This is a genomic window from Pseudonocardia nigra (genome assembly GCF_019396355.1).
In the GTDB taxonomy this organism is placed as follows: Bacteria; Actinomycetota; Actinomycetes; order Mycobacteriales; family Pseudonocardiaceae; genus Pseudonocardia; species Pseudonocardia nigra.
Window position 1 is genome coordinate 1 of record NZ_JAHKRK010000110.1, and the last position, 24,126, is coordinate 24,126.

The window sequence follows — 24,126 nt, forward strand, 5'->3', positions numbered from 1 at the left end:
GCAGCCGCGCGGCCGCCGCCACCGCCGAGCGCGACCTCGCCGACGCCGAGAAGGTGCTGCAGGCGGCCGCCCGTGCCGCCGAGGAGCGCCGCCGCGACGAGACGTCCGCGGCCCGCGCCGAGCAGGAGGCGCGCGTGGCGCTCGACGGGCTCGAGAAGCGCACCGCCCAGCTGCGCACCGCGCTCGCCGGCGCCCCGTCCGACGCCGAGGCCGCCACCGCGCTGGCCCGTCTCGACGAGCTGGACGCGGCCGTCCGGGCGGCCGACGCCGAGCTGCGTTCGGTTCGGGCCGCGCTGCGTTCCGCGGAACGCGCCGCTGCCGAGGTCGGGCGGGACGTCGCCGCCGCCTGGGCGGGGCTGCGCTCCGCGCGCGACCCGCTCGTGCCGCTCGGTGCCCCCGCGGCGGCAGGGGAGGACCTGCTGGCGGCCTGGACCGAGCTGGCGGAGTGGGCGCGGCGGGAGGCCGCGGCCCGTGCCGATGCGGTCACCGAGGCGGCCGCGGCCGCGGGCCGCGCACACGAGGAGCGGGAGGCCGTGGGGCGACGGCTCGCCGCCGACCTGGCCGAGCACCGCGTCGAGGCGGCCCGGCCGCTGGCCGACACCGCCGTGGCGGCCGTCGCCACCGTGCTCGAACGGGCCCGATCGGCGCAGGAGCGGGTGGCCGAGCGCCGGGCCACCGCCGCGCGGATCGCGACCGAGCGCGCCGAGGCGGAGGGCGCGCAGCAGGTCGCGAAGCTGCTGGGCAACCTCCTGCGGTCCGACGGGTTCCCCCGCTGGCTGGTGGCCTCGGCGCTCGACGCGCTGGTCGCCGACGCGTCCCGGAGCCTGGCGGATCTCTCCGGGGGCCAGTTCGAGCTCACCCACGAGGGCGGCGAGTTCCTCGTGATCGACCACGCCGACGCCGACGCGCGGCGGCCGGTCAAGACGCTCTCGGGCGGCGAGACGTTCCAGGCGAGCCTCGCGCTCGCCCTCGCCCTGTCGTCGCAGATGTCCGGGCTCGCCGCCCGCGGCGCCGCCCGGCTGGAGTCGATCTTCCTGGACGAGGGCTTCGGCACGCTCGACGAGTCCAACCTCGACGTCGTCGCGAGCACGCTGGAGAACCTCGCCACGCGCGGCGACCGGATGGTCGGGGTGATCACGCACGTGCCCGCGCTGGCCGAGCGGGTGCCCGTGCGGTTCGCGGTGAGCCGCGACCAGCGCACGTCGTCGATCGAGCGGGAGGGCGCATGAGGTTCAGCGTCGACCCGTGGGACCCGTCCTACGGGGCGAGCCTCGACACCGACCTGGGGGAGTCGAACGCCCAGGTCGAGGCCGACATCGAGGTGCCGGCCGACCGGTGGGCCCCGGTCGACGCGCCGGCCGGCCTCGCGCCGCCCGCGGCGGTGCTCTTCGTCGACGGCGTTCGGCGCGTCGACGCGCAGGTCTGGGTCGACGAGCCCGACGGGGCGGCCTCGCCCGCGCTGTGCGCCTCCTACGCCGCAGGGGTGGTGTGCTGCTGTCGAGAGGAGGGCGCCCACCTGCTGGCCGCGCACGTCCGTCGCGGGTTGTTCACCACCGCGGAGGGCGGCACCGACGTCGTCACGGCGGCGGGGAGCTACCGCGCCACCCGCACGGCCGTGCGCCCCGACGTGGCACCGGCGCAGGTGCTGTCGCTGGCACTGCAGCGCGAGCTCGGCGACACCGAGCTCGCCGCGGCCGCGACGGCGCGGGAGAGCCACGCCGGCGACGACGACCTGCTCGTCGTCGACGGCCCGCTGCGCGGGCGCCAGCACCTGCCGCGCGCGATCGGGTTCGTCAAGACCCACCGCAGCGACTACCTGCCGCCGCGGCTCGGCGCGGTCGTCGCCGCGCTCGGGCCGGGGCAGCGCACCCCGGTGTTCCGCCTGGGCAGCTCGTGGGAGCGCCACACCTGGTACCTGCGGCTGCCGTGCCGGCCGGGCGCCCCCTGGGCCGGGATCGTGCGGGTGGAGTGCACCGCCGACCTGCCCGCGGCCGAGGCTGTGGCCCTGGCGGCGCTGAGCCAGGTCACGCTGGTGCGCTACGCCTCCACCGAGTACAAGGACTCCCGCGCGCCGCAGAACCTCTACCCGATCGCCGGGCTGGAGCGGGCCCTGCGCAGGCGGCTCGGCGAGCCGACACTGCTCTACCGGGCGCTGCGCCGGGCGGCAGCGGCCTGACCCGTACCAGCACATCGCGGGCATGGCCGCGCCGCTGACCGGGCGATCACGGGCAAGGGGTGGTCGGGCGATCCCCGCCCGCGACCCTGTGGCCGTGATCGGCGGTGCCCGCCGCGACGGGCGCGGGCGACGAGCGTCCGGCCGCGGTCGACCGCCACCGCCGAGAAGTCGGCGGCCCTGACCTGCCATGCGCGCTCGGCCGGTCAGATCGCCTGCCGTCCCTCGCCGCAGCCCAGCTCGACCGCACGCCGGGACGGCAGCGCGGCCGCTGCCGCTGGGAGCTCCGGGTGCGGCTCCGCGTCCCACCCGCGGTCCCGGTCGTCCGCGTTCACGACCGTGACCCCGGCGTGCGCGTCGAGACCCCGATCCCGCCCGGACCGGTGAGCTCCTCGACGCCGACGAAACCGTGCGTGGCGAGCGCGGCCGCCACAGCCGGCGTCACCGTCGCGGCGCCCGTCGGCCCGTCCGCCCCGTAGAGGACGTGCAGGCGACCACCGGGGCGTAGCGCCGTGCGCAGCACCGAGAGCTCGCGGCCCGGGTCGCGCACCCAGAACAGGTTGACGTTGATCGTGAACGCCTGGTCGAGGCTCCCCGGCGGCACGGTGAGCTCGTCGAGCGCGCACTCGGCGACCGCGAGCCGGCCGGCGGCGAGATGCTCCGCGTTGCGCCGGGTGGTGCGCGCGACCGCGGTCGCCGACCGGTCGACGGCGAGCAACCGTCCCGTGTGCAACCGGGCGCAGACGAGCGCGGCGGCGACGCCGGGACCACACCCGGCTTCGAGGAGGTGCTCGTCCGGGCCGGGGTCGAGCACGTCCACGGCCCAGCGGACCCGGGCGGGGACGATCACGATCGTCGCTCGGCGTACGCGGCGAGGCTCGCGAGGGTCTCGGTCCAGCCGGCGGCGAAGCAGTCGCGGTCGTCTTCGTCGACCGGGCCGAGGACGCGGTGCTCGAGGGCCACCGTGGTGCCGTCGTCGTCGGCGGCCTCCAGGGTGATCCGCCACTGCCCGAGCACCGGGCCGCGCAGACCCATCGCCCCGTCGACGACGAGCTGGCGGTGCGGCCGCAGCGCCGTGATCGTCCCCCAGAGCTCACCGCCCGCGCCCGCGCCGAACGGCTCGCCGCCCGGGCCGACCCCGCCACCCGTCGCGACCGGGCCGAGCCTGCCACCCACCCGCGGCTCGAAGACCAGCCGCTCCTCGGCGCTCCACCGCCGAGGCCACCACTCGGGGAGGGCGAGCAAGGCCCGCCACGCGGCCGCCGGATCGGCGCCGACGTGGTGCTCGGCCCGTACGTCAATCCCGTACGCGGTGCTGGTCATGGCACTCCTTCCTGGCCCGGCTGCCTCGCCCATGCGCAGCAGCGTGTCGGCCGCGACGGCCGCGAGCGGACGGACCCAGCGCTCCTGCACCTGCTGCAGCGGCACGGGGTTGAGGTGGTTGAGCCGCTGCCTGCCCCGCCGCTCGACCGTCACCAGCCCGACGCGGACCAGGACGTCGAGATGCTCCATCACCGTGTAGCGGGTGGTCGGGAAGCTCTCGGCCAGCGCGCCCGTGGTGCGCGGGCCCGCGCGCAGTGCGTCGAGGATCGCCCGGCGCGTCGGATCGGCCAGCGCGCGCCACAACGGCTCCTCATCCGGGACGACGCGGCGGCTCATGTGGGTATGTACCCACATATGGGATTCGAGGTCAAGCCAGGACGCGAGCGAACCAGCTCAGGTACCTCGAGATCTCGACGAGATCCGGCCGCGGGTAGGCGGTGCCGGACACGAGCTGGTTGTGGATCGCGCCCGTGACGAGGAACTCCACCGCGTCCACGTCCACCGTGTCGCCGATGCGCCCCAGTCGCTTCTCCGCGGTCAGGTAGCGCGCGACCGTCGTCGTCAGCGCGTCGACGAACGCAGTGCCGTGGGCCGACTTCTCGACCTGTTCGGCCATCCGCGTGTCCTGGACGTTGCCGGCGAGCTTGATCACCTCGGTCTCCGCGCCCAGGAGTACCTCGGCGAACCGGCCGAGGTTCTCGGCGACGGTGCGGGTGCCCGCGACGGCGACGATGTCGTCCAGTGCGGCGGTGAGCTGTCGGAACTGCTCGTCGACGAGCGTGGCCACGAGCTCCTCGCGGCTGCCGAAGACCTTGTACGGCAGCCCCACCGCGCAGCCCGCTTCGGCCGCCAGCGCCCGCATCGTGAGTGCCCCCGCGCCCTCGCGGCGCACGAGCCGGGCCGCGTGCTCGACGAGCGACGCCCGCAGCGCGTTCGCCGCGTGCGCGCTGCGCTTGGCAGGCGCCACGTGCCCTCCTCGTGCTGGTCGTGCCTGGTGCTGCCGACCTTATCGGCGCCTTGGTTGTGCAGCGCCGGATGTCGAATCTACTTGTGAACTACTGTTCACGATAGTAGCGTGAACGCGCGTTCACGAGTCATCTGGAGAAGCCATGGACCACCCCGCACCCGCCGAGATCACGGCGGGACCGCTCGCTGCCCACCCCCGGCGCTGGCTCGCGCTCACCCTGCTGTGCCTGGCCGAGTTCCTGCTCGTGCTCGACGTGACCGCGGCGAACGTCGCGCTCCCGAGCATCGGCGCCGACCTGGCGATGGAGCGCACCGCGTCGACGTGGGTGGTGACGGCGTACGTTCTCACCTTCGGCGGCCTGATGCTGCTCGGCGGCCGGCTGGGCGACACCCTCGGCAGGCGGCGCGTGGTGCTCGCGGGCCTCGTGCTGTTCACCGCCGGCTCGCTCGTGTGCGGGCTCGCGAAGACACCCGCGGCCCTGATCGGCGGCCGGATACTGCAGGGCGTCGGCGCCGCGCTCGTCGCGCCTGCGGCGCTGTCCACCATCGCGACGACGTTCAGTGGTGCCGAACGCACGAGGGCGCTCGGCGTGTGGGCGGCGATCGGCGGTGCTGGAGCGCAGGCTGGCGCACCCGCTGATGCGGGTGGGGCTGCTGCGGCAGCGTCCGGTCGTCGCGGGCACGGCCGTCATGCTCGCGGCGAGCGCGTTGATGCTGGCGATGTTCTTCCTGGTGTCGTTCTACCTCCAGCACACCCTCGGTCACGGGCCGCTCGCGACCGGTCTGGCCTTCCTGCCGGCGGCGATCGGCGTCACGGCGGGTGCGCACGGCGGGGCCCACCTCGTCGGGCGCTTCGGCGGCCGCTCGGTGTCCGTCGGGGCGTTCGCGCTGGCCGCCGTCGGGGCGGTGCTGCTCATCGGGCTCCCATCCGACGCTGCGGTGTGGCCGAGCCTCGTCCCCGGGCTGCTGCTCACCGCCCTCGGGCTCGGGCCCGCGTTCCTCGTCGCCACCTCCACCGCGCTCGCAGGCGTGGACCACGGGGAGGCGGGCGTCGCGTCCGGACTCGTCAACACCGGCCACGAGGTCGGCGGTGCGATCGGCGTCGCCCTGATCTCGACGGCCGCGGCGGGGAGCCTCTCCGGTGCCGTCGCGGGTACCGCGGGGTTCACCACGGGCTTCACGCTGATGGCCGGGACCGCGGTGTCGGCAGCGCTGACCGCGGCGTGGCTGGTGCCTTCCGGGCGGCCGAGCACCGTGTACGTGGGCCACGGCCACCCGCACTGAGCTCAGCGGGGGATGGAGTTCGCGAACTCGGCCGCGCCCGGCCCCAGGCGCCGAACCGGCCGGAGCTCGTCGCGCGCTACGGCTACGACGTCAGGTACGCCTTGCATGTACTGCGGCTGGCCTACCAGGGCTGGGCGATCGTGTGGGACGGCACGCCGACCCTGCCGAGGCCGCGGCGGGAACGCGAGAGGTGCCGCGCGTCACGCTGCCCACCGCCGGCACCGGGCGTGGGGCGAGGCACCCGTGACCTGATGGCGGGGCTCCCGAGACCGGTCAGTCGGAGCGGTGACGCGGCGCCCGGGCGCGTGCCCGCAGGCCGGCGCTCGCCGCTCGGCGGCCGGACTCGGTGAGGGTGTAGCCGTCGGAGGACGACGCGACCCAGCCGAGCGCCATTCCGGGGCGGATCCACGCGTAGGCGACGTCGCGCACGTCGGCGCGGTCCGGGTGGCGGCCGTCGGGGCGGCGGAACGACGGCGCCACCGTGGCGACGCCGACATCGACGATCTTCTCCGCCGGCGCCGGGCCGTGCAGCAGCACCGCCGCGGCGACCTCCGCCACGGCGGTGAGGAACTCGTCGCGGCCGAACCACGCATCGGCGGCGGTGGCGGCCAGGACCGCCGGGTCGGCCTGGGCGGCCCGACCGGTCGGGGTCAGGCGCAGGGTGCGGCCGCGGCGGGCGAGCAGCCGGGCGTCGGCCACGAACTCGCGCAGGGTGAGGAACTCCGGGATGTGCACCTCGTTGCGGCCCGGCATGCCGGGGAACGTCCAGCCGAACCGCTCGGCGATCGGCCCGACGATCCGCGGTGGCACCCGGTGGGCCGCCGTGAGTGGGATCGGCTCGACGGCGGCGTCGAGGAGTGCCTGCAGCGGGGCGGGCGGATCCGGGGACGGCTCGACGACGTCGAGCGCGCTGCGCAGGGCGGCGGCGCGGGCCCGGGTGCCGTTCGCGAGCCAGTCCTCCTGGCGTTCGGCGTGCACGGCGTCGACCGGGACGGCGCCGCGGAGCTCCGGGGCCGGCGCGTGGAGCCATTCCTCGAGGATCTTGCGTTGCCGGGCCCGCCACGCCCGGCCGCCCGGGACGAGGCGCCCGTCCTCCACGGCCCGTTCGAGGGCCATTGCCGCGGCGTGCCAGGCGTTGATCTCGGCCTGGCCGACGACCGACCCCTAGGCCAGGACGGGCGTGTCGGGCGGCGCGATCCCGGTGGCGTCGCTCGCCGCGACGCCGGCCGCGAGTCCCTCGTCCTCCGAGCGGGTCCACGCCGCCGTCACCTCGGCGTTGTGCCGGCGCATCGCGGCGGCCAGGCGCGGGCGACCCGTGCTCTCCAGCAGGTCGGCGCACGCCTCGGTGACGTCGGGGCGCGGCCCGTCCTCCAGGGGAAGGGTGCGCCACGCCAGCAGCTGGTACTCCAGGCCGCTGTAGTCGGCGGGTTCCCGCCCGACGAGCCGCAGCTGGTCGAGGATCTCCCGGCGGGCAGCGTCCCCACTCATCGCGTTCCCCCCGTGGTCGCCAGCCGGTGGCGCAGCCCGCTCGCCCGGCCGACCGGGCGCTCCACCGCGGCCCGGACCGCCTCCTCCGTGCCGATCACGCGCACGAACTCCCGCGCGCGGGTGACGGCGGTGTAGAGCAGCTCGCGGGTGAGCAGCGGCGACTCGGCGGGCGGCAGCACCACTGTGACCCGGCCGAACTGGCTGCCCTGGCCGCGGTGGACCGTCATGGCGTGCACGGTGGTGACCTCCGACAGCCGGGCGGGCGGATGCAGCACCGGTGGGCCGCCGCGGCCGAACGCGACGCGCAGGCCCTCCGGCCGGGCGATCACCACGCCCGTGTCGCCGTTGAACAGGCCGATGTCGTAGTCGTTGGCCGTGATGAGCACGGGCCGCCCGGGGTACCACGCCCCGGCGGGCGACTCGGGGAGTGCGGCGGCCAGCCACCGCTCGATCTCGGCCGTCCAGCGGGCGACGCCGTACGGGCCGCGCCGGTGCGCGCACAGCACCCGGTGGCGCTCCAGTGCACCGATCGCCGCCTCCGCGTCGCCGGCGTGGGCGGCCGCGGCGAGCGCCTTCCCGGCGGTGGCCACGTCGTCGCGAGCGGCCTCGGGGGAGTCGGCGAAGGCGAGGTCGGGGCGCCCGCTGCGCAGCAGGGCGACCGCGGCGTCGGCGTCGCCCGCCTGCACCGCCCTCGCGAACTCGGCGATCGCGCCCCCGAAGCGCCACACGTGCTGGAGCGTGACGACGCCGTTGACCACCTCGTGGGTCAGGTCCAGCGCTCCGAGGGCGGCGGCGAGCGGCGGTTCCGGCCTGCCGGGCGCGCGGGCGAGGTCACCGAGCACCGCGCCCGCTTCGACGGACGCGAGCTGGTCGGGGTCGCCGACCAGCACCAGCCGCGCCTGGGGCCGCACCGCGTCGAGCAGCGCCGCCATCATCGTGAGCGACACCATCGACGTCTCGTCGACCACCACGACGTCGTAGGGCAGCCGCTGGGTGCGGTCGTAGCGGAAGCGGCGGGTGCCGGGCCGCCAGCCCAGCAGCCGGTGCAGGGTGGACGCCTCCGGCAGCCGGGCCCGCAGCTCGGCGGGCAGCTCCGCGGCCACCGCCTCCTGCAGCCGCGCCGCGGCCTTGCCGGTGGGTGCGGCGAGCGCGACGCGGGGCGGCGGGCCGGGCTGGTCGTGCAGCAGCGCCAGCAGCCGCGCCACGGTGGTGGTCTTGCCGGTGCCCGGGCCGCCCGCGAGCACCGTGACGCGCCGCAGCGCCCCGACCGCGGCCGCGAGCCGCTGGTGCTCCGAGCCCGCGGCGGGGAACTGCTGCCCGAGCCCGGCCCGCAGCCGGGGCAGGTCGACCTCCGGCGGGGCCGCGGCGGCGCGCTCGGCGAGCGACTGGCGCACCAGCTCCTCCTCGCGCCAGTAGCGCTCCAGGTAGAGCAGGCCGTCGACCAGCCGCAGCGGCCGGCCGGCGGGAGCAGCGGCGCCGTGGGCCACCAGCGGTCCGGCCGTGCACGCCGCGAGCCACGCCCGGGGCTCCGGCCAGGGCAGCACCGAGACGTCGACGAGCTCGTCGCCCTCGCCCAGCACCGTGTGGCTCACCGCGGCCAGGTCGACGCACACCGAGCCGTGGCGCACCGCCCGCACGGCCAGCGCCACCGCGAGCAGCACCTCCTCGGACGTCTCCCCGCCGAGGCGGCCCACCCGGGTGGCGACGTGGACGTCGGACGGTTCGAGCACGCCGGCGGCGTTGAACTGCGCCAGGAGCCCCGTGGCCGAGCGGGCCAGCCGGACGTCGCCCGGGTCGATCGCCAGCTCGGTCATGTCGCGGCCTCCCCGTCGAGCAGCCGGGACAGCTCCACCACCAGCGCGGGGGGAGGTGCCCAGCTGAACACGCCGCACGGGACCCCGTCGACGACCGGGGTGTCCGGCCCGCACATGCCGCGGACGAACAGGTAGAGCGCGCCGCCGAGGTGCTGCTCCGGCCGGTAGCCGGGCAGCCGCCAGCGCAGGAACCGGTGCAGCGCCACCGCGTACAGCAGCGCCTGGAGCGGGTACTGCGCGCCGATCATCGCCTCGGCGAGCCGCGTGGGCGCGTAGTGCGCCGCGGTGAGCGGCTCCGGCCCGTCCGGCCCGATCGGGCCCAGCCAGTTGGTCTTGTAGTCGACCACCAGGAACCGCTCGTCGGGCAGCCGCAGCACCGCGTCGATGCTGCCGGTGAGGTAACCGCGCAGCGGCTGGTCGGCGAGCCGGGCGAGCACGTCCGGGTAGGCGGCCAGCGGGTCGTCGGCCGGCAGGTGCCTGCGCAGCAGCGGCGCGAGCGCGGCGAGCGCCACCGGGGTGCCCGGGGTGTCGCCGCCCGCCAGCGGCAGCTCGAAGTCGAGCTCGGCCAGCCGGTGCCGCGGGCCGATGTCGGCCAGCCGCAGGCCACCCGCGAGCGGACCCAGGGGGGTGCGCGCCGAGGGCAGCAGCGCCGCCGCGAGCGCCGCCGGCTCGACGCCCGCCGTCGGGTGGCGGGCCAGCTGCTCCCTGGCGTGGCCGATGAGCTCGCCCGCCAGGTCGGGCGCGGTGAGGTCGGCCGCTTCGAACACCGCGTGGACGAGCGTGCCGAAGCCGGCGCCGACGGGGAGGTCGGCCATGGGCGACGGCATCGCCACCAGCCCGTCCGCCGCTGCGGGCGTGACCTCGACGGGGGCTTCGTCATCGGTGCCGGCTTCCTCCGGCTCGCTGGCGACGCCCGGGGCGCCGTGGCCGGCGCCTGCGGTGAGCGCGCTGTAGGAGGTGCGCCGCCAGGTGGTGTCGAGGGCGCGGGCGAACTCCGCGGCCCGCAGCTCGCCGCGCCCGTCGACGGGCGCGGCGAACCGTTGCGGGGCGCGCTCGCCGATCTCCTCGACGGCGATCTCGGCGCACGCCAGCGCGCGCAGCGCGGCGAGCGCGGTGGCGTCGGGCGGGATGCGGTACGAGTCGGCCGGATCGGTGCCCGGCCGGGGCCGCCCGACCAGCAGCCGGTGCAGCGGGGACGCCGCGGTGGTGGTGGCCGGGACCCACCAGGTGACGACCTGCGAGCCGGCCCGGGTGAGCGCGACGTAGAGCAGCCGCAGGTCCTCGCCCGCCTCCTCGGCCCGGTGCCGCGCGCAGCGCTCCTTCCAGCCCTCGCCGGTCTCCCCGCCGACGTCGAGCACCCGCGCCCCGGACGCGTTGTGCAGCAGCGGCACGTCCGGGTCGCGGACGTTGCGGTCCCAGGCGAAGGGCACGTAGACGATCGGGAACTCCAGGCCCTTGCTGCGGTGGATCGTGATGATCTGCACCGCGGCGGCGTCGGACTCCAGCCGCCTGCTGCGCTCGGCGCCGACGTCCTGACCCGCCTCGTCGATGCGGTGGCGCAGCCACTCCACCAGCGCGGCGGGGCCGAGGTGACCGGCGACGGCGGCCGCGTGCAGGGACTGCGCGACGTGGCGCAGGTCGGTGAGCCGTCGCTCGCCGTCGGTGGTGGCGAGCAGCCGCTCCGGCAGCCCGGTGCCGGTGGTGACCGCCTCCAGCAGGGCCGCGACGCCGCGCTCGTGCAGCACGGTGGCCCAGCCGCGCAGGGTGGCGCCGACCTCGTCGAGCAGCTGGTCGGCGGCCGGGCCGCACAACTCCTCGACGGTGCGCCCGAGGAAGCAGGTGAGCGCCGCCGCCCGCACCCGGTACGCGCGCGGCTGTTCGAGCGCCTCCAGCAGCACCCGCCACTCCTGCGCGATGGGCGTGCCGAACACGCTGGCGGTGCCCGACAGCACTGCGGGGACCCCGACCGCGGCCAGCGCGTCGCGGATCTTCGCGCCCTGGTCGTTGGTGCGCACGAGCACGGCCACGTCGCCCGGGACGACCGGCTCGCCCGCGAGCGTGGCCGGGCTCGCCAGCAGCGCCGCGATGTCGGCGGCGGCGTCGCGGGCCACGAGATCGCGCGCCGGCGCGACGACGGCGAGATCGCGCCGCGGCGCGCGGGGCAGCCCCTCCCGGCCGGTCACCCGCAGCCGCAGCGGCGTGCCGACCGGCGCGCCCCGCAGCCTGCTGCCGGCGCGGGCGGCGTCGACGCGGTGCACGGTGATCCGGGGGTCGCCGAGCGCCGCCCCGCCGAACACCGTGTCGAGCGCGGCGAGCAGCGGGGCGTCGCTGCGCCAGTTCCTCGCGAGCGTGGCGTGGTGGTGGGCGGCCTCGGTGGCGTCGAGGTAGCTGACGACGTCGGCGCCGCGGAACGCGTAGATCGCCTGCTTCGGGTCGCCGATCAGCACCAAGGCGGTGTGGCCGTGGAAGGCCCGGCGCAGGATGTCCCACTGCACGGGGTCGGTGTCCTGGAACTCGTCCACCAGCACCACCCGGTAGCGGGCCCGCAGCCGGTCCGGAGCCCCGCGGGCGGGGTCGGCGAGCGCGTCGGCGAGCCGGGTGAGCATGTCGTCGTAGGTGTAGATCCGCCGGGCCCGCTTGCGGCGCGCGACCTCCGCCCGCACCGCCGCGGCGAACCGGTGGCGCACCTGCGCGGCGCTCCCGGGCGCGGCGGCCGCCGGCTCGAGCCGGGCCTGGCCGTCGTGCACCGCGGCGCGGGCGAGCGTGAGCGCCTCCGCGCGGCTGAACGCCGGCGTGCCCGCGCCGCGCCCCCCGTACTTGCGCACGTAGAAGTCGTCGACCACCTCGGTGAGCAGGTCGTCGATCGACTCGACGAAGGCGGCGTCCGGGTCGCCGTCGCCCGCCACACCGAGCCCGGCGAGCATCTGCTGGCAGAACTGGTGGGTGGTGGCGATCGTGGCCGCGTCGAACTGGGCCACCGCGCGGGTGAGCCGGGCCCGCCGCGTGGCGACCTCGGCGTCGGGCGCGGAGGCGAGCAGCCGCAGCACGTCGTCGGACGACGCGCGCGCCGCCCCCGGGTCGGCCAGCCCGCGCTCGGCGCCGACCAGCCGTTCCCGCACGCGCTCCCGCAGCTCCTGGGTGGCCTCCCGGCCGAACGTGACGAGCATCAGCTCGGGGAGCGCGGCGTGCCCCTCCGCGACGTAGCGGGTGGCGAGGGCGGCGATCGTGAACGTCTTGCCGGTGCCCGCGCTGGCCTCAAGCACGGTGGTGCCGCTGGGCAGCGGACCGCAGACGTCGAACGCGGCCGGGGCGAGGAGGGCGGTTCCGGGGGAAGTGATCACAGTCGCACCACGTCCTCGGCCATCAGCAGCGGTGCCCACAGCCGCAGCGCGAGCGAGCCGAACCGGGTGGGCTCCCCGCCGGGCTCGCCGGCGCCCATGAGCACCTCGGGCCCGGCACCCGCGCCCCACACGCGCACGTGGGCGTCGTCGAGGCGCTCGGCGAGGGCCCCGGTGTTCCACTTCTTCAGCGCCTCCTCGAGGGCGGCGGCGGGATCGGCTCCACCGCGGCGCACGGTGGCGTAGGCACAGCCGGTGACGGTGGGCAGCGGCAGCGGCTCCCGCAGCCCGGCCCGGTACAGCGCGACGAGGTCGGCGAGCCCGGCCGCGGCGCGCGCCGGGTCGAGCGGGCCCACGCATGCGCGCTGCAGCCCGAACCGGGTGCCGCGGCCGATCGTGACGGCGTTCCACGGCTCCCCGGTGGTGGCGGTGAGCGCGAGCAGCCGCACCCACGCCCGCACCCGGTGCTTGGCGGCGAGCCGGGAGAACTCCACGCGCAGCAGCGCCTTGCCGTGCAGCCCGCCGAGGGTGCCCACCACGCGGGTGCCGTCCGGGAGCGTGACGTCGACGTCGCGGTCGTCCGCCTCGCCCACCCGGTACGGGGCCGCGGCGACGACCAGCGGCTCGACGTCGTCGAGCACATCGGTGAGCACCCGGTCGCCCAGCGCTCCCGGCGGGAGCTGTCCGCGGCGCCACTCGGCCTGCCGGCAGCGGTCGAGCTCGTGGCCGGCCAGCCGGTCGCGCAGGAGCCGGTCGCCCACCGCCCACTTGTCGAGCGCGTCGAGGTCGACCGGAAGGGCGTCGGCGGGATCGTCCTCACCGTCGAACAGCGACAGGCCCACCCGCTGGCGGAGGAACCCCTTCACCGGGTGCTCGAAGAACGTGACGAGGTCGTCGAGCGTCACCACGTCCTTGTCGGCGACGTCCGCGAGCGGCCCGCGGAGGAACGGCGCGGGAGGCACCTTCGGCCCCGTGGCGGCCCGAGCGCCCGCCAGCTCGGTGCGGTCGAAGCTGAACGGGCCGGGCGCGCCCAACGCGGCGGGCGCGAAGTTGCGGGCGTCGAAGGGCTGCAACGGGTGGCGCACCACGATCCGCTCCCGTGCGTCGCGGCCCGCCGTGGTCTCGATCGCGTCGAGTAGTTCGCCGAGGGGGACCGCGGGCGGTCGCCGGGACCCGCTGCGCTCGTCGGCGCCCGAGTGCACGACGACGAGGTGCTCGGTGGCCGCGCCGATCGCGTCGAGCAGCAGCTGGCGGTCCTCGCTGCGCGGGTCGCGCTCGCCGACGAGCGGGTCGCGGGCCAGCACGTCGTCGCCGTTCGGGACGCCCGCCCGCGGGAACACGCCGTCGTCGAGCCCGAGCAGGCACACGACGCGGTGCGGCACCGACCGCATCGGCACCAGTGTGGCCACGGTGAGTGTGCCGGTGCGGAAGTTGGCCCGGGTGGGCCGGCCGCTCAGCCGCTCGGTGAGCAGCCCGCGCACGTCGGCGAGCGCGAGCGGCACGACGTCGGCGTGCGGGCCCGCCGCCCGCCCGGCCTCGGCCAGCTCGGCGCGGGCCTGCGCCGCCTGCCAGGCGTCGGCGGGTGCTGTGTCGGTGAGGGCGTCGAGCCCGTCGGCCAGCGCCGCGATCCACGCCGCGAGCGGCTGCTCCCCGGCCAGGCGGGCCAGCACCGCGGTGAGCCGGTCGACGAACTCCGCCAGCCGCCCGATGCGCCCGACGTCGCCGGAGTCGACCTCGTCGAGCGGCAGGGCAGTGCCCAGCCACGTCTGCTCCCCGGACGCGCCGCCCGTGGTGACGCCGAGCAGCAGCCGGTCGAGCCCCGCCGACCAGGTGTTCTGCGGGAACCCGTCGAGGTGGAACGGGGCGCGGTGCGCGCCGTCGAGGCCCCACCGCACGCCCGAGCGCACGACGAGGTCGCGCAGCCGCTCCAGGTCGGTGTCGTCGAGCCGGAACCGGCGGCGCACCGGCCCCGACCCGAGCAGATCGAGCAGCTGCGACGCGGTGAGCCGGGCGTCGGCGAGCTCCAGCAGCTGCGCGACCGTGTCGAGCAGCGGGTTGACCTGCCGCAGGGCGCGGTCGGCCAGCCGCACCTGCAGCTGCTGCCCGGGGTGGGACCCGGCGTCGGGGTGGGCGCCCCCGAGCCCGAACGCGGCGGAGATCAGCGGCGCGAACGTCTCGACGTCGGGACACATGACGAGCACGTCGCGGGGTTCGAGCGTCGGGTCGGCCTGCAGCAGGCCCATGAGCACCTCGCGCAGCACCTCGACCTGGCGGTCCGGGCCGTGGCAGGCGTGCACCTGGATGCTGCGATCGTCGGGAGCGAGCGGGGCGTCGCCGGCGGGCGGCCGGTCGTCGCGCAGGTCGAGCTGCAACCTGCCGAGCAGGGTGGCGGGCGGCTCGGGCATCGGGTGGTGGTGATCGCGGTGCCCCGGCGCGGCGACGGCGAGCCGCACCTGCAGTTCGCGGACGTCGCGGCCGAGCGAGGACAGCAGCGGGTGGCGCGGGGTGGCCGCGGTGGGGTCGCTGCGGCGCGGTGGGACGACCGACGGGCGGGGCAGCACCGACCAGAGGGCGGGGGAGGGGTGGGGCAGCCACAGGTGGACGTCGCGGTGCTCGGCCAGCGCGGCGAGCACGGCCAGGTGCTCGGCGGGCAGCCGGGTGGGCCCGAACAGCGACAGCCGCGGCGGCAGCGCGACGGCGGACGGGTCGGCGCGCAGCGCGGCGCACGCCGCCGTGAGCCGCTCGGCGGGGCCCGGGACGCCGATCCGCTCCCGCAGCCGCCGCCACAGCTGCGGTTGCCACGCCAGGTCGGCGGCCCCGTCGCCCGGCAGCGCGGTGCCTGCGCGCCAGGCGTCGAGCATCTCCGGCCGATGGGTGGCGTAGGCGGCGAACAGGTCGGCGAGGTGGCGGGCGGTGGCGTAGCGGCGCCCGCGCCGCGCATCGCCGCCGACGTGTGCGGCCAGCGGCGCGCACCACGGCTCGCCCAGGCTCTCGTCGATCACCTCGAGCAGTGGCCACACCGCGCGCTCCGGCCGCCACGGATCGGCCTCCGGGTCCAGCCCCACGGCGGCGGCGACGGCGTGGGCCACCACCGCGGCGGGCGACGGGAACGCGATGCCCGCGCACACCCCGTCGCCCCGCCCGGCACCGGCGCCCAGCCGGTGCGACAGCCGCTGGGCCAGCCACCGCTCGATGCCCTTGGCCGGGACGGCGACCACCTCGGCGGCGAACGGGTCGGCGAGCGGCTCGGCGAGGAGCTGGCCGAGCGCGTCGGCCAGCGCGTCGGCGCGCTCGGCGCGGTGCACGTGCAGCATCCGGCTCACCTCCTCCCGATCCGCGGCGCCGGCGGTCGCTTCGCAAGCTCCGCTCCGCCGACAAGGTAGGACGAGGGCCCGACAGTTCCGGAACCGACCCGGCCGGGTGGCTCGACCCGTTGCAGCAAAGCCACTTTCACGCAACGTGGTTGCAGGAAAGTGGCTTTGCTGCGATCAGCGCGAGGCCGGCTCCTCCCCGGCGTCGGTGATCACCTGCCGCTCCTCGGCCGACGGGCGCGTCAGCAGGCTGACCACCACCAGCGCGAGGACGGCGGCCGGCAGCGACAGCAGCACGCCGTTGACGTCGGCGAACCCGCCGGTCGCCTCCCAGGCGATCGTCACGGCGGTGCCGACGACCATGCTGGACAAGGCGCCCGCCTTGGTGGCGCGCGACCAGAACAGCACGGCGAGCACCGCGGGCGTGATGGCGACGCCGTAGATCGTGTACGAGTAGATCTGCAGCTCGAGCACGGTGGGGAAGAACTGCCCCAGCAGGTAGGCCACGACCGCGATCGCGGCGACGGCGAGCCGGTGGACGTGCAGGCGCCGCCGGTCGGTCACCTCGTCACGGGAGAACCGTGTGTACAGGTCGTACACGACGTTGCCGGCGGCGGAGAGCAGGAACGACGAACCCGTCGTGACGATGAACGCAAGCGCCCCGGCGAGCACGAGCCCGCCGACCACGGTCGGCAGGTAGCCCTCGGAGGCGAGCGAGAGCACGGCGGTGTCGGCGGAGGCGAGATCCGGCAGCAGGATCGCCGCCGCCGATGCCAGCAGCGCGACCGGGATCGTCACCAGGAAGCTGCCGAGGAAGAACCCGATCGTCGAGCTGCGCGCCGTGCCTTCGTCGCGGGCGGCGGTGAGCCGCTGGTACATGTTCTGGTCGGCCAGGATCAGCAGGAAGAGCGGCAGGAAGTAGCCGAGCAGCTGCACCACCGACAGCCCGCCGGAGAGCGAGCGCTGCTCCGCGCCGAGCCCGGCCCAGTAGGCGCCGAGCCCGCCGAGGTCGCCGCCGAGCACGAGCGGCAGCGCGACGAGGAGGCCGCCGACGATGACGAGCGCGGACAGGAAGTCGGTGTAGGCCACGGAGAAGAGCCCGCCGCCGATCGCCAGGAACGTGACGATGACGGCGACGACGATCGTCCCCTGCTCGACGCTCAGCGGGGTGATGAGGCTGATGATGTAGCCGCCGCCGGTGAACTGGTAGGCGGTGATGCCGATGTAGGCGAGCAGGGTGATGGCGGCGGCCACCATGCGGGCGCTGATGCCGAACCGGGCCTCGAGCAGCTCGGGCACGGTGTAGCGCGACGCCGCGCGGATCCGGGCCGCGGCGAGGTACAGCACGAGGATGCCCACCGGCGTGCCCGCGAAGAAGATCATCGAGGCCAGCGGGCCGTAGGTGTAGGCGAAGTTGGCGCCGCCGATGATCGTCCCGGAGCCGACCCAGGTGGCGAGCAGGGTGCCGATCAGCACCGGCCGGGGCAGCCTGCGGCCGGCGAAGATGAAGTCGTCGCCGGTGCTGACGTGCCGGGCGCGGCTGAACCAGGCGCCCACCAGCACCATCACCACGAGGTAACCGACGAGGATCCCGACGTGAACGGCCTGCATGCACTCACTCCGGCGGTGCGGGGGCTGGGTCGCCGGAGGTCTACCGCACCCGTTCGGGGAGTGCAATGGATGTTGCAGAACCGATCCCCGCCGTCACGGTCGCTCGAACAGGTCGAACTCCCGCCACAGCGCCTCCGCCTCGGCCACCGCCCGCCGGGTGGCGGGCTCGTCGATGCGCGCCAGCTCCGCCAGCACCCCGTGGGTCACCGAGATCGCGGGCGTGAGCGACGGGAACAGGCTCACCCCCTCGCTCGGCACCACGACGACCTCGGTGGCGATGTCGGCGAACCCCCTGCGGTCCGTCACCACCACCACGTGCGCGCCACGCCCGCTCGCCACGCGCGCGGCGTCGAAGATCTGGCGGGGCAGCCACCAGAGGTTGAACACGACGAGGCAGTCCCCGGCGGCCAGCCGGCGCAGCTCGTTGATCAGGGCGGTGCCGCCCTGGGTCTGCAGTCGGACGTCGTGGCCCATGGTCTGCCCCAGGTGGGCCAGCTGGAGGCCCGGCGCGGCGAAGCTGCCCGACCCGACGACCAGCGTGCGTCGTGCACCCGCGATGAGCTGCGCGACCCGGGCGATCTGGGCCGGGTCGATGCTGCGGGCGAGCGACTCCAGGCCCGCGATGTCGCGGCGCACGGCCTCGGCGGCGGGGGAGTCCACGGCCTCGTGCTCGGTGAGCAGCTGGTTCGCCGACAGCGACGCGAGATAGCGGTTGCGCAGCTCCAGGCGCAGCGCGGGCCAGCCGCGGAAGCCGAGCTGCTGGGCCAGCCGGACGACGGTGGCGACGTTGACGTCCGCCCGCTCGGCGAGCTCGGCCGTGGAGGCGTAGGACGCGTGCCGCGGGTCGACCTCGATGATCTCGAGCACGCGGGCGGCGGCCGGCCCGACCGTCCGTCCGGCCGCCAGCTCCCGGACCCATGACCGGACCTGCTGCACGCCGACCTCCCCACCTTGCAACAGTTATTGCATCACCGGCATCAGGCTGCAAGTCTGCATCCCGGTCCCGCATCCGTCGTCGCCGAGGAGGCCCGGTTCACCATGCCCACCAGCCCGTTGCTGATCACCCGGGCCACCCTCGTGGACCTCGACACCGGCGACCGGATCCCGGACCGGCGCCTGTTGCTCGCCGACGGGCTCGTCGCCGAGACGGGCGGCGCGGAGGTCACGGCTCCGGAGGGTGCCCGCGTCGTCGACGTGGCGGGCCGCACCGTGCTGCCCGGCCTGATCGACGCGCACGTGCACGTCCTCGCGGCGACCGCGGACCTGAGCGCGCAGGCCGAGTGGTCGTCCTCCTACGTCACCGCGCACGCCGCGCGGCTGCTGCGGGCGATGCTCGTGCGCGGGTTCACGACGGTGCGTGACGTCGGCGGCGCCGACTTCGGCCTGGCGGCGGCGCTCGACGAGGGGCTGCTGTCCGGGCCGCGGCTGCACTTCGGCGGCAAGGCCCTCTCTCAGACGGGGGGCCACGGCGACGTCCGCAGCCCCGGCCGGTCGACGTTCGACCCGCACGCCTGCTGCCCGACCCTCAGCACGGTCTGCGACGGCGTGGACGGCGTCCGCCGGGCCGCGCGGGACCAGCTCCGGACGGGGGCCCACCACATCAAGGTGATGCTGTCCGGCGGCGTCGCCTCGCCGACCGACCGCGTCGACTCCACGCAGTTCTCCGCCGACGAGATCCGCGCGATCGTGGAGGAGGCGGAGGCGGCCAACCGCTACGTCACCGGGCACGCCTACACCGCTCGGGCCGTGAATCGCGGCCTGGCACTCGGCGTCCGCTGCATCGAGCACGGCAACCTCATCGACGACGAGAGCGTGCGGCTCTTCCGCGAGCACGGCGCCTTCCTCGTCCCGACGCTGGTGACCTACGAGGCCCTCGCGCGCGAGGGCGCCCGCCACGGGCTGCCCCCGGTGAGCCAGGCGAAGGTGGCCGACGTCCTGGAGGCCGGCCTCGAGGCACTGGACCGGGCGGCGCGCGCCGGCGTCCAGGTCGTGTTCGGCACCGACCTGCTCGGCGGGATGCAGGTGCACCAGAGCGAGGAGTTCCGGATCCGCAGCCAGGTGCAGTCGCCGCTCGAGGTGCTGCGCTCGGCGACCGTCACGGCCGCCCGCCTGCTCGGGCTCGAGGGCCGCGCCGGGGTGCTCACTCCGGGTGCATGGGCCGACCTGGTGGTGGTGGACGGCGACCCGCTCGCCGACGTGGCGCTGCTGGCCGAGCCCGAGCACACGGTGCGGATGGTCGTGCAGCGCGGCGCGGTGTGCCACGAGCGAGGGCTCGAGGGCTGAGGGCCGCGACCGCGCGCGGCATGTCATCCGCCGGGCTGTTACGCGGCCCGGTGACAGCACGCGGACGGCGATGGCTGCTGGGTCACTCACGGATGGCTACAGCGCCCGTGAGCCCGCACAGGGCCCTCGGGGATCTGCTCACCCACAGTGACTGCGCGCTGTAAACGACACGATGGTGGGATCCCGCTGCCGTCCGGTTAACGGAAAGCTGTGCCCCACGCGATCTTCGGGATAACCGACGTGGAGGAGGGGCCGACATGAACGACGCGACCACCGGACCTGTGGTGCCGGAGCAGCGCGGCGTGCGTGATCAGGCCCGCAGCGAGGTGCTGCACCGGTACGCGCGGGTCACCAAGAACGGCAGACCGATCTTCTGCACGCCCAGCCGCGCCGAGATCGAGGGTTCGGTGTTCCCGCGGCAGAGCCGTGGCACCGACGGCAAGGTCATCTACCCCACGCGGGAAGCGGCGGAGGCCGCGGCCCGGGAGCTCGAGTCGCTCGGGGCGCGCTACCTGCGGTCCTACCGCTGCGGCCGGTCGCGCGGCGGGCACTACCACCTCACCACCGACACCTCCTCCCAGGCCGGCCACCTGCCCCTGCACCTGCGGATCCCGCAGCAGCGGCAGCCGCTGTCGGCCTGACCCACCGGGACCCCGGCGAGGGGGCACCACTGCCGCAGCAGCGGCGGGGGTGCCCCCTCGTTGTCGTGAGCGGGGATGGCGGTCGGGGCGGGTGACGGTCGCGAGACGGCGGTTGTCGTCGTTCCCGGTGCGGTGCCGGCGTTCTCGCGGCGATCTCGGCCGCGATGATCGTCGTGAGATCGCGGTTGTCGTAGTCCGCGGTGCACTCGTGGCGATCTCGGCCGCGGTGATCATCCTGAGATCGCGGTTGTGGTTGTCCGCGGTGCGATCGCAGGACTCTCGTGGCGATCACGGGCGTCCCGCCGTGAGCTGCGGTCTCGGCGCTGGCGGCCTCGCTCGTACGGCCCCTCCGGCCCTTGATCCTTGCGAGATGGCAGTTTCGGTCGTCGGGGGTGCAGAAGCATCTCGCGGCGATCTCGGCGGTGGTGATCGTCGTGAGATCGCCGTTGTGGTTGTCCGCGGTGCGTTCACGGCAGTCTCGCGGCGATCGTGGGCGCGGAGGGAGTCCCGTCCGCCGGGCGTCACGCCCGGTTGGCCAGCTCCGCGTACACCACGACGTTGTCCCGGTAGCTGCGGGCCTCCTCGTCGAACTCGCCGCCGCAGGTGATCAGCCGCAGGCCGGCGTGGTCGAGGTCGCCGTAGACGGCCTCGGTCGGGAACCGGTCCTTCGCGTACTGCTCGACGTGCCGCACGCGGAACAGCGCGGTGGTCCCGTCGGCCCGCTGCACGGCCACGTCGGTGCCCGGTTGCAGCGCGTGCAGGCGGGCGAAGACGCCCGGGGCGCCCTTCCAGTCGACGTGCGCGGCGATCACCGCGGGCCCCAGCTCGCCGGGGGTGGGGGCGCCGGTGTACCAGCCGGCGACGGTCCCGTCGGCCGGCACCTCCATCGTGCCGTCGGGCTGCAGGCCCAGTTCGACCAGGGCCGCGTCGACGGCCAGCGCCGGGATGCGGATGCGCGTCGGTTTCGACTCGGCGAGGCCGGGCGCCGGCGGCGGTGCCTGCACGGTCGGGGCCGGCGCGTCAGGGGGCGGGCCGGGGGCGGGGACGTCCGCGGCGCACCCGGGAAGGAGCAAGGTCAGAGCGGCGGCGACCCCCGCCGCGAGGCGGCGGGGGTCGCTCCGGGTCCGCGTCGGCACGCGTCAGCGGGAGCGGCGCACGGCGGCCGCGCCCAGGGCTGCCGCGCCGCCGAGCAGCAGCAGCACGGGCGCCGGGTTGACCGGTGCCGTCGAGCCGTCACCGGTCTCGACGCCGCCGCGCGGCACAGCCGCGACCTGCTCGTCGTCGCCCGTGCTCCCGTCCGTGCTCTCCTCGTCGTCCGTGGACTCCGCGGTCTCGTCGGTGAAGTGCTCCTCGCACGCCTCGCCGTCGTCATCACGGTCGAGCCGCTCGGGGTCGCCCACCTGCGAGTTGAACGCGGCCTGCGCCGCTTCCTGCGAGGCGAAGTCCGGGCAGTCGCGGTCGGCCTCCTGGGCATGGGCGGGCCCGGCGAGGAGGACGGCGGTGGCAGCGGCGAGGACGGCCGCGGACGCGGCGGTGCGGATGCGCATGGCGTTCCTTGTCTCGAGGAGAAGCGGAATGTCCGGGTTGTGACGCCTGTTGCTCAGGAGGCCGATCACAACACCGGTGCGGAGGGCCGTCACGCGCTGCCGCCGCTTGCGCCCGGATCGTGTGTCGCTCCGGCGAGCCTCCTGGACGCCGGGTCCTGCCGTGCACGGGGAAGCAGTGGCAAGGTGTGCGGGACCCCCGCAGGCCGTACCGCAGGAGCCTTGATGTCGACCGATCCCCGCGCCGGAACCCGCGCCCAGCCCGCCGACCTCGTCGACGTGGACGCGCTGCTGGCGGCCTACCACGAGCGCCACCCCGATCCGGCGGAGGCGGGGGAGCGGGTGGCGTTCGGGACGTCGGGGCACCGCGGCTCGTCGCTGCGCACCACGTTCAACGACGACCACATCGCCGCCACGAGCCAGGCGATCTGCGAGTACCGCGCCGCGCAGGGCACGGACGGGCCGCTGTTCATCGGCCGCGACACCCATGCGCTCTCCGAGCCGGCGTGGATCACGGCGATCGAGGTGTTCCAGGCCAACGACGTGCACGTCCTCGCCGACGGTGACGACGCGTTCACCCCGACGCCCGCGGTGTCGCACGCGATCCTCACCCACAACCGCACGCGGGTGAGCGGCCTCGCCGACGGGGTGGTCGTCACGCCGTCGCACAACCCGCCCTCCGACGGCGGGTTCAAGTACAACCCGCCGGGCGGCGGCCCGGCCGACACCGACGCGACCACGTGGATCGCCGACCGGGCCAACGCGCTGCTCGCCGCGAAGCTCGACGGGGTGCGCCGCACACCGATCGACCGGGCCGCGCTGGGCCGCTACGACTTCCTCGGCGAGTACGTCGCCGACCTGCCGTCGGTGGTGGACCTCGAGGCGATCCGCCGCGAAGGCGTCCGCATCGGCGCCGACCCGCTGGGCGGCGCGAGCGTCGCGTACTGGGGTGCGATCGCCGACCGGTTCGGGCTGGACCTCACCGTGGTCAATCCCGAGGTCGACCCGCAGTGGGGCTTCATGACGCTCGACTGGGACGGCAAGATCCGAATGGACTGCTCGTCGCCGTACGCGATGGCGTCGCTGGTGGAGCGCCGCGGCGACTTCCGGATCGCCACCGGGAACGACGCCGACGCCGACCGGCACGGCATCGTCACCGCCGACGGGCTGATGAACCCGAACCACTTCCTCGCGGTCGCGATCGGCTACCTGTACGGCCACCGGCCCGGCTGGTCCGGTGACGCGGGTGTCGGGAAGACGGCCGTGAGCTCGTCGATGATCGACCGGGTCGCCGCCGACCTCGGCCGGAAGCTGGTGGAGACGCCCGTCGGGTTCAAGTGGTTCGTGCCCGGCCTGCTGGACGGCTCGATCGGCTTCGGCGGCGAGGAGAGCGCGGGGGCATCGTTCCTGCGCACCGACGGCTCGGTGTGGACCACCGACAAGGACGGGATCATCCTCGCCCTGCTCGCCTCCGAGATCGCCGCGGTCACCGGGCGGACGCCGAGCGAGCGCTACCGCGAGCTGACCGAGAGGTTCGGCGAGCCCGCCTACGCCCGCATCGACGTGGCCACCACGCCGGAGGACAAGGCGAAGCTCGGCAAGCTCTCGGCCGACGACGTGCGGGCCACCGAGCTCGCCGGCGACCCGATCGTCGACCGGCTGACCGCCGCCCCGGGCAACGGGGCCGCGCTGGGCGGGTTGAAGGTCGTCACCGAGGGCGGGTGGTTCGCCGCCCGCCCGTCGGGCACCGAGGACGTCTACAAGGTCTACGCCGAGAGCTTCCGCGGCCCCGACCACTTGGCCCGGATCCAGGAGGAGGCGCGCGAGGTGGTGGCGGCCGCGCTGGGCTGAGGCCCGTCACGCGGCGGGCTGCACCCGCAGGGCCAGGTGGGTGGCGTGCGGTGTCGTCACCAGGTCGGTCCGTTCGAGCTCGACGGCCCCGTCCGCGGTGGGAGCGAACAGCGGGGTACCCGAGCCCAGCAGCACCGGTGCCACGTGCAGGCGGATCTCGTCCACGAGCCGCAGCGCGAGGCACTGCTGGACGACCTGCGCGCCCCCGGCCACCACGACGTCCCGCCCGTCCGCGGCGCGCCGGGCCTGCTCGACGGCATCCGCGACGCCCGCGGTGACGAACGTGAACGTCGTGGGGCCCGCGACGACCTCGTCGTGGGCGCGGTTGGTGACGACGAAGCACGGCCTGCCGAACGCGCCGTCGGGCTGCCAGGTGCCGATCCCGACGTCGAACATGCGCCTGCCGAGGACGACGGCGCCCGCCGTGGCGAACATCTGCTCGGCGGCCGCGCCGTCGGCGGGGTCGGGGGGGGGCCCCCCCGAGGGCCGCCACCCGTGG

At 75.8% G+C, this 24,126-nt stretch carries 20 protein-coding genes and 1 pseudogene; 7 read left to right on the plus strand and 14 right to left on the minus strand.

What is annotated here, in order from left to right; genetic code table 11:
• Both KME75_RS43570 and KME75_RS23860 read left to right on the plus strand, forming a co-directional pair.
• Nucleotides 1-1,229, plus strand: a 1,229-nt coding sequence (locus KME75_RS43570; protein WP_281424652.1) for an SbcC/MukB-like Walker B domain-containing protein, incomplete at its 5' end; no start/stop codon positions are given.
• On the plus strand, nucleotides 1,226-2,176 hold the full coding sequence (locus KME75_RS23860; RefSeq protein WP_219417106.1) for a DNA double-strand break repair nuclease NurA: 951 nt from the start codon (nucleotides 1,226-1,228) through the stop codon (nucleotides 2,174-2,176). The genes KME75_RS43570 and KME75_RS23860, both read left to right, overlap by 4 nt.
• A gap of 203 nt (nucleotides 2,177-2,379) precedes the next feature.
• Here KME75_RS23860 and KME75_RS45105 read toward each other — a convergent pair whose 3' ends face one another.
• The 4 genes from KME75_RS45105 to KME75_RS23875 are packed head-to-tail and all read right to left on the minus strand — an operon-like array spanning nucleotide 2,380 to nucleotide 4,463.
• Nucleotides 2,380-2,508, minus strand: a complete 129-nt coding sequence (locus KME75_RS45105; RefSeq protein WP_281424653.1) for a hypothetical protein — start codon at nucleotides 2,506-2,508, stop codon at nucleotides 2,380-2,382.
• A complete protein-coding gene (locus tag KME75_RS23865; RefSeq protein WP_219417107.1) occupies nucleotides 2,505-3,023 on the minus strand; it encodes a class I SAM-dependent methyltransferase in 519 nt (172 codons plus the stop codon). The genes KME75_RS45105 and KME75_RS23865 overlap by 4 nt, the downstream gene beginning before the upstream one ends.
• A complete protein-coding gene (locus tag KME75_RS23870; RefSeq protein ID WP_219417108.1) occupies nucleotides 3,020-3,832 on the minus strand; it encodes a metalloregulator ArsR/SmtB family transcription factor in 813 nt (270 codons plus the stop codon). Before KME75_RS23870 ends, KME75_RS23865 begins: the two co-directional genes overlap by 4 nt.
• 31 nt (nucleotides 3,833-3,863) lie before the next feature.
• The gene (locus KME75_RS23875) at nucleotides 3,864-4,463 is read right to left on the minus strand and encodes a TetR/AcrR family transcriptional regulator (protein ID WP_219417109.1); all 600 of its coding nucleotides are present in this window, start codon (nucleotides 4,461-4,463) and stop codon (nucleotides 3,864-3,866) included.
• Between the two features lie 142 nt (nucleotides 4,464-4,605).
• Here KME75_RS23875 and KME75_RS43575 point away from each other — a divergent pair.
• Nucleotides 4,606-5,026: pseudogene (locus tag KME75_RS43575) on the plus strand (MFS transporter); the annotation flags it as partial.
• A gap of 45 nt (nucleotides 5,027-5,071) precedes the next feature.
• Nucleotides 5,072-5,746, plus strand: a complete 675-nt coding sequence (locus KME75_RS23880) for an MFS transporter (RefSeq protein WP_372452652.1) — start codon at nucleotides 5,072-5,074, stop codon at nucleotides 5,744-5,746.
• 273 nt (nucleotides 5,747-6,019) lie between these two features.
• Here the strand turns inward: KME75_RS23880 and KME75_RS23885 are convergent, their stop codons facing one another.
• The 7 genes from KME75_RS23885 to KME75_RS23915 all read right to left on the minus strand — a co-directional run bounded on the left by KME75_RS23885 (nucleotide 6,020) and on the right by KME75_RS23915 (nucleotide 18,244).
• Nucleotides 6,020-6,862 (minus strand): hypothetical protein, encoded by an 843-nt coding sequence (locus KME75_RS23885; RefSeq protein ID WP_219417110.1) that lies wholly within the window; start codon nucleotides 6,860-6,862, stop codon nucleotides 6,020-6,022.
• A 48-nt stretch (nucleotides 6,863-6,910) separates the two neighbouring features.
• Entirely contained in the window at nucleotides 6,911-7,234 is a 324-nt protein-coding gene (locus tag KME75_RS23890; protein ID WP_219417111.1) for a hypothetical protein, read from the minus strand.
• The gene (gene recD / locus KME75_RS23895; protein ID WP_219417112.1) at nucleotides 7,231-9,048 is read right to left on the minus strand and encodes an exodeoxyribonuclease V subunit alpha; all 1,818 of its coding nucleotides are present in this window, start codon (nucleotides 9,046-9,048) and stop codon (nucleotides 7,231-7,233) included. The genes KME75_RS23890 and recD overlap by 4 nt, the downstream gene beginning before the upstream one ends.
• Complete coding sequence (locus KME75_RS23900; RefSeq protein ID WP_308283024.1) at nucleotides 9,045-12,389, minus strand: UvrD-helicase domain-containing protein; 3,345 nt, start codon at nucleotides 12,387-12,389, stop codon at nucleotides 9,045-9,047. The genes recD and KME75_RS23900 overlap by 4 nt, the downstream gene beginning before the upstream one ends.
• A complete protein-coding gene (recC, locus tag KME75_RS23905) occupies nucleotides 12,386-15,700 on the minus strand; it encodes an exodeoxyribonuclease V subunit gamma (protein WP_246632715.1) in 3,315 nt (1,104 codons plus the stop codon). The genes KME75_RS23900 and recC overlap by 4 nt, the downstream gene beginning before the upstream one ends.
• A 174-nt stretch (nucleotides 15,701-15,874) precedes the next feature.
• Nucleotides 15,875-17,308, minus strand: a complete 1,434-nt coding sequence (locus tag KME75_RS23910) for a sodium:solute symporter family protein (protein ID WP_219417114.1) — start codon at nucleotides 17,306-17,308, stop codon at nucleotides 15,875-15,877.
• 93 nt (nucleotides 17,309-17,401) lie between these two features.
• Nucleotides 17,402-18,244, minus strand: coding sequence for a MurR/RpiR family transcriptional regulator (locus KME75_RS23915; protein ID WP_219417115.1), 843 nt, complete (start codon nucleotides 18,242-18,244; stop codon nucleotides 17,402-17,404).
• Nucleotides 18,245-18,346: 102 nt separating this feature from the next.
• Between KME75_RS23915 and KME75_RS23920 the strand changes: the two genes are divergently transcribed.
• Both KME75_RS23920 and KME75_RS23925 read left to right on the plus strand, forming a co-directional pair.
• On the plus strand, nucleotides 18,347-19,591 hold the full coding sequence (locus KME75_RS23920; protein WP_219417116.1) for a metal-dependent hydrolase family protein: 1,245 nt from the start codon (nucleotides 18,347-18,349) through the stop codon (nucleotides 19,589-19,591).
• 257 nt (nucleotides 19,592-19,848) lie between these two features.
• A complete protein-coding gene (locus tag KME75_RS23925; RefSeq protein ID WP_219417117.1) occupies nucleotides 19,849-20,232 on the plus strand; it encodes a hypothetical protein in 384 nt (127 codons plus the stop codon).
• A 521-nt stretch (nucleotides 20,233-20,753) separates the two neighbouring features.
• On the opposite strand, the gene KME75_RS23930 is transcribed toward KME75_RS23925, so the two are convergent.
• Together KME75_RS23930 and KME75_RS23935 are read right to left on the minus strand one after the other, a co-directional pair.
• A complete protein-coding gene (locus KME75_RS23930) occupies nucleotides 20,754-21,368 on the minus strand; it encodes a class F sortase (protein WP_219417118.1) in 615 nt (204 codons plus the stop codon).
• A 3-nt stretch (nucleotides 21,369-21,371) separates the two neighbouring features.
• The gene (locus tag KME75_RS23935; RefSeq protein WP_219417119.1) at nucleotides 21,372-21,779 is read right to left on the minus strand and encodes an excalibur calcium-binding domain-containing protein; all 408 of its coding nucleotides are present in this window, start codon (nucleotides 21,777-21,779) and stop codon (nucleotides 21,372-21,374) included.
• 222 nt (nucleotides 21,780-22,001) lie between these two features.
• Here KME75_RS23935 and pgm point away from each other — a divergent pair, with 222 nt between their 5' ends.
• Nucleotides 22,002-23,627 carry a phosphoglucomutase (alpha-D-glucose-1,6-bisphosphate-dependent) gene (pgm, locus tag KME75_RS23940; protein WP_219417120.1) on the plus strand — a complete coding sequence of 542 codons (1,626 nt, stop codon included), beginning with the start codon at nucleotides 22,002-22,004 and terminating at the stop codon, nucleotides 23,625-23,627.
• Between the two features lie 6 nt (nucleotides 23,628-23,633).
• Here the strand turns inward: pgm and KME75_RS23945 are convergent.
• Nucleotides 23,634-24,126, minus strand: a 493-nt coding sequence (locus tag KME75_RS23945) for a dihydrofolate reductase family protein (protein WP_219417121.1), incomplete at its 5' end; no start/stop codon positions are given.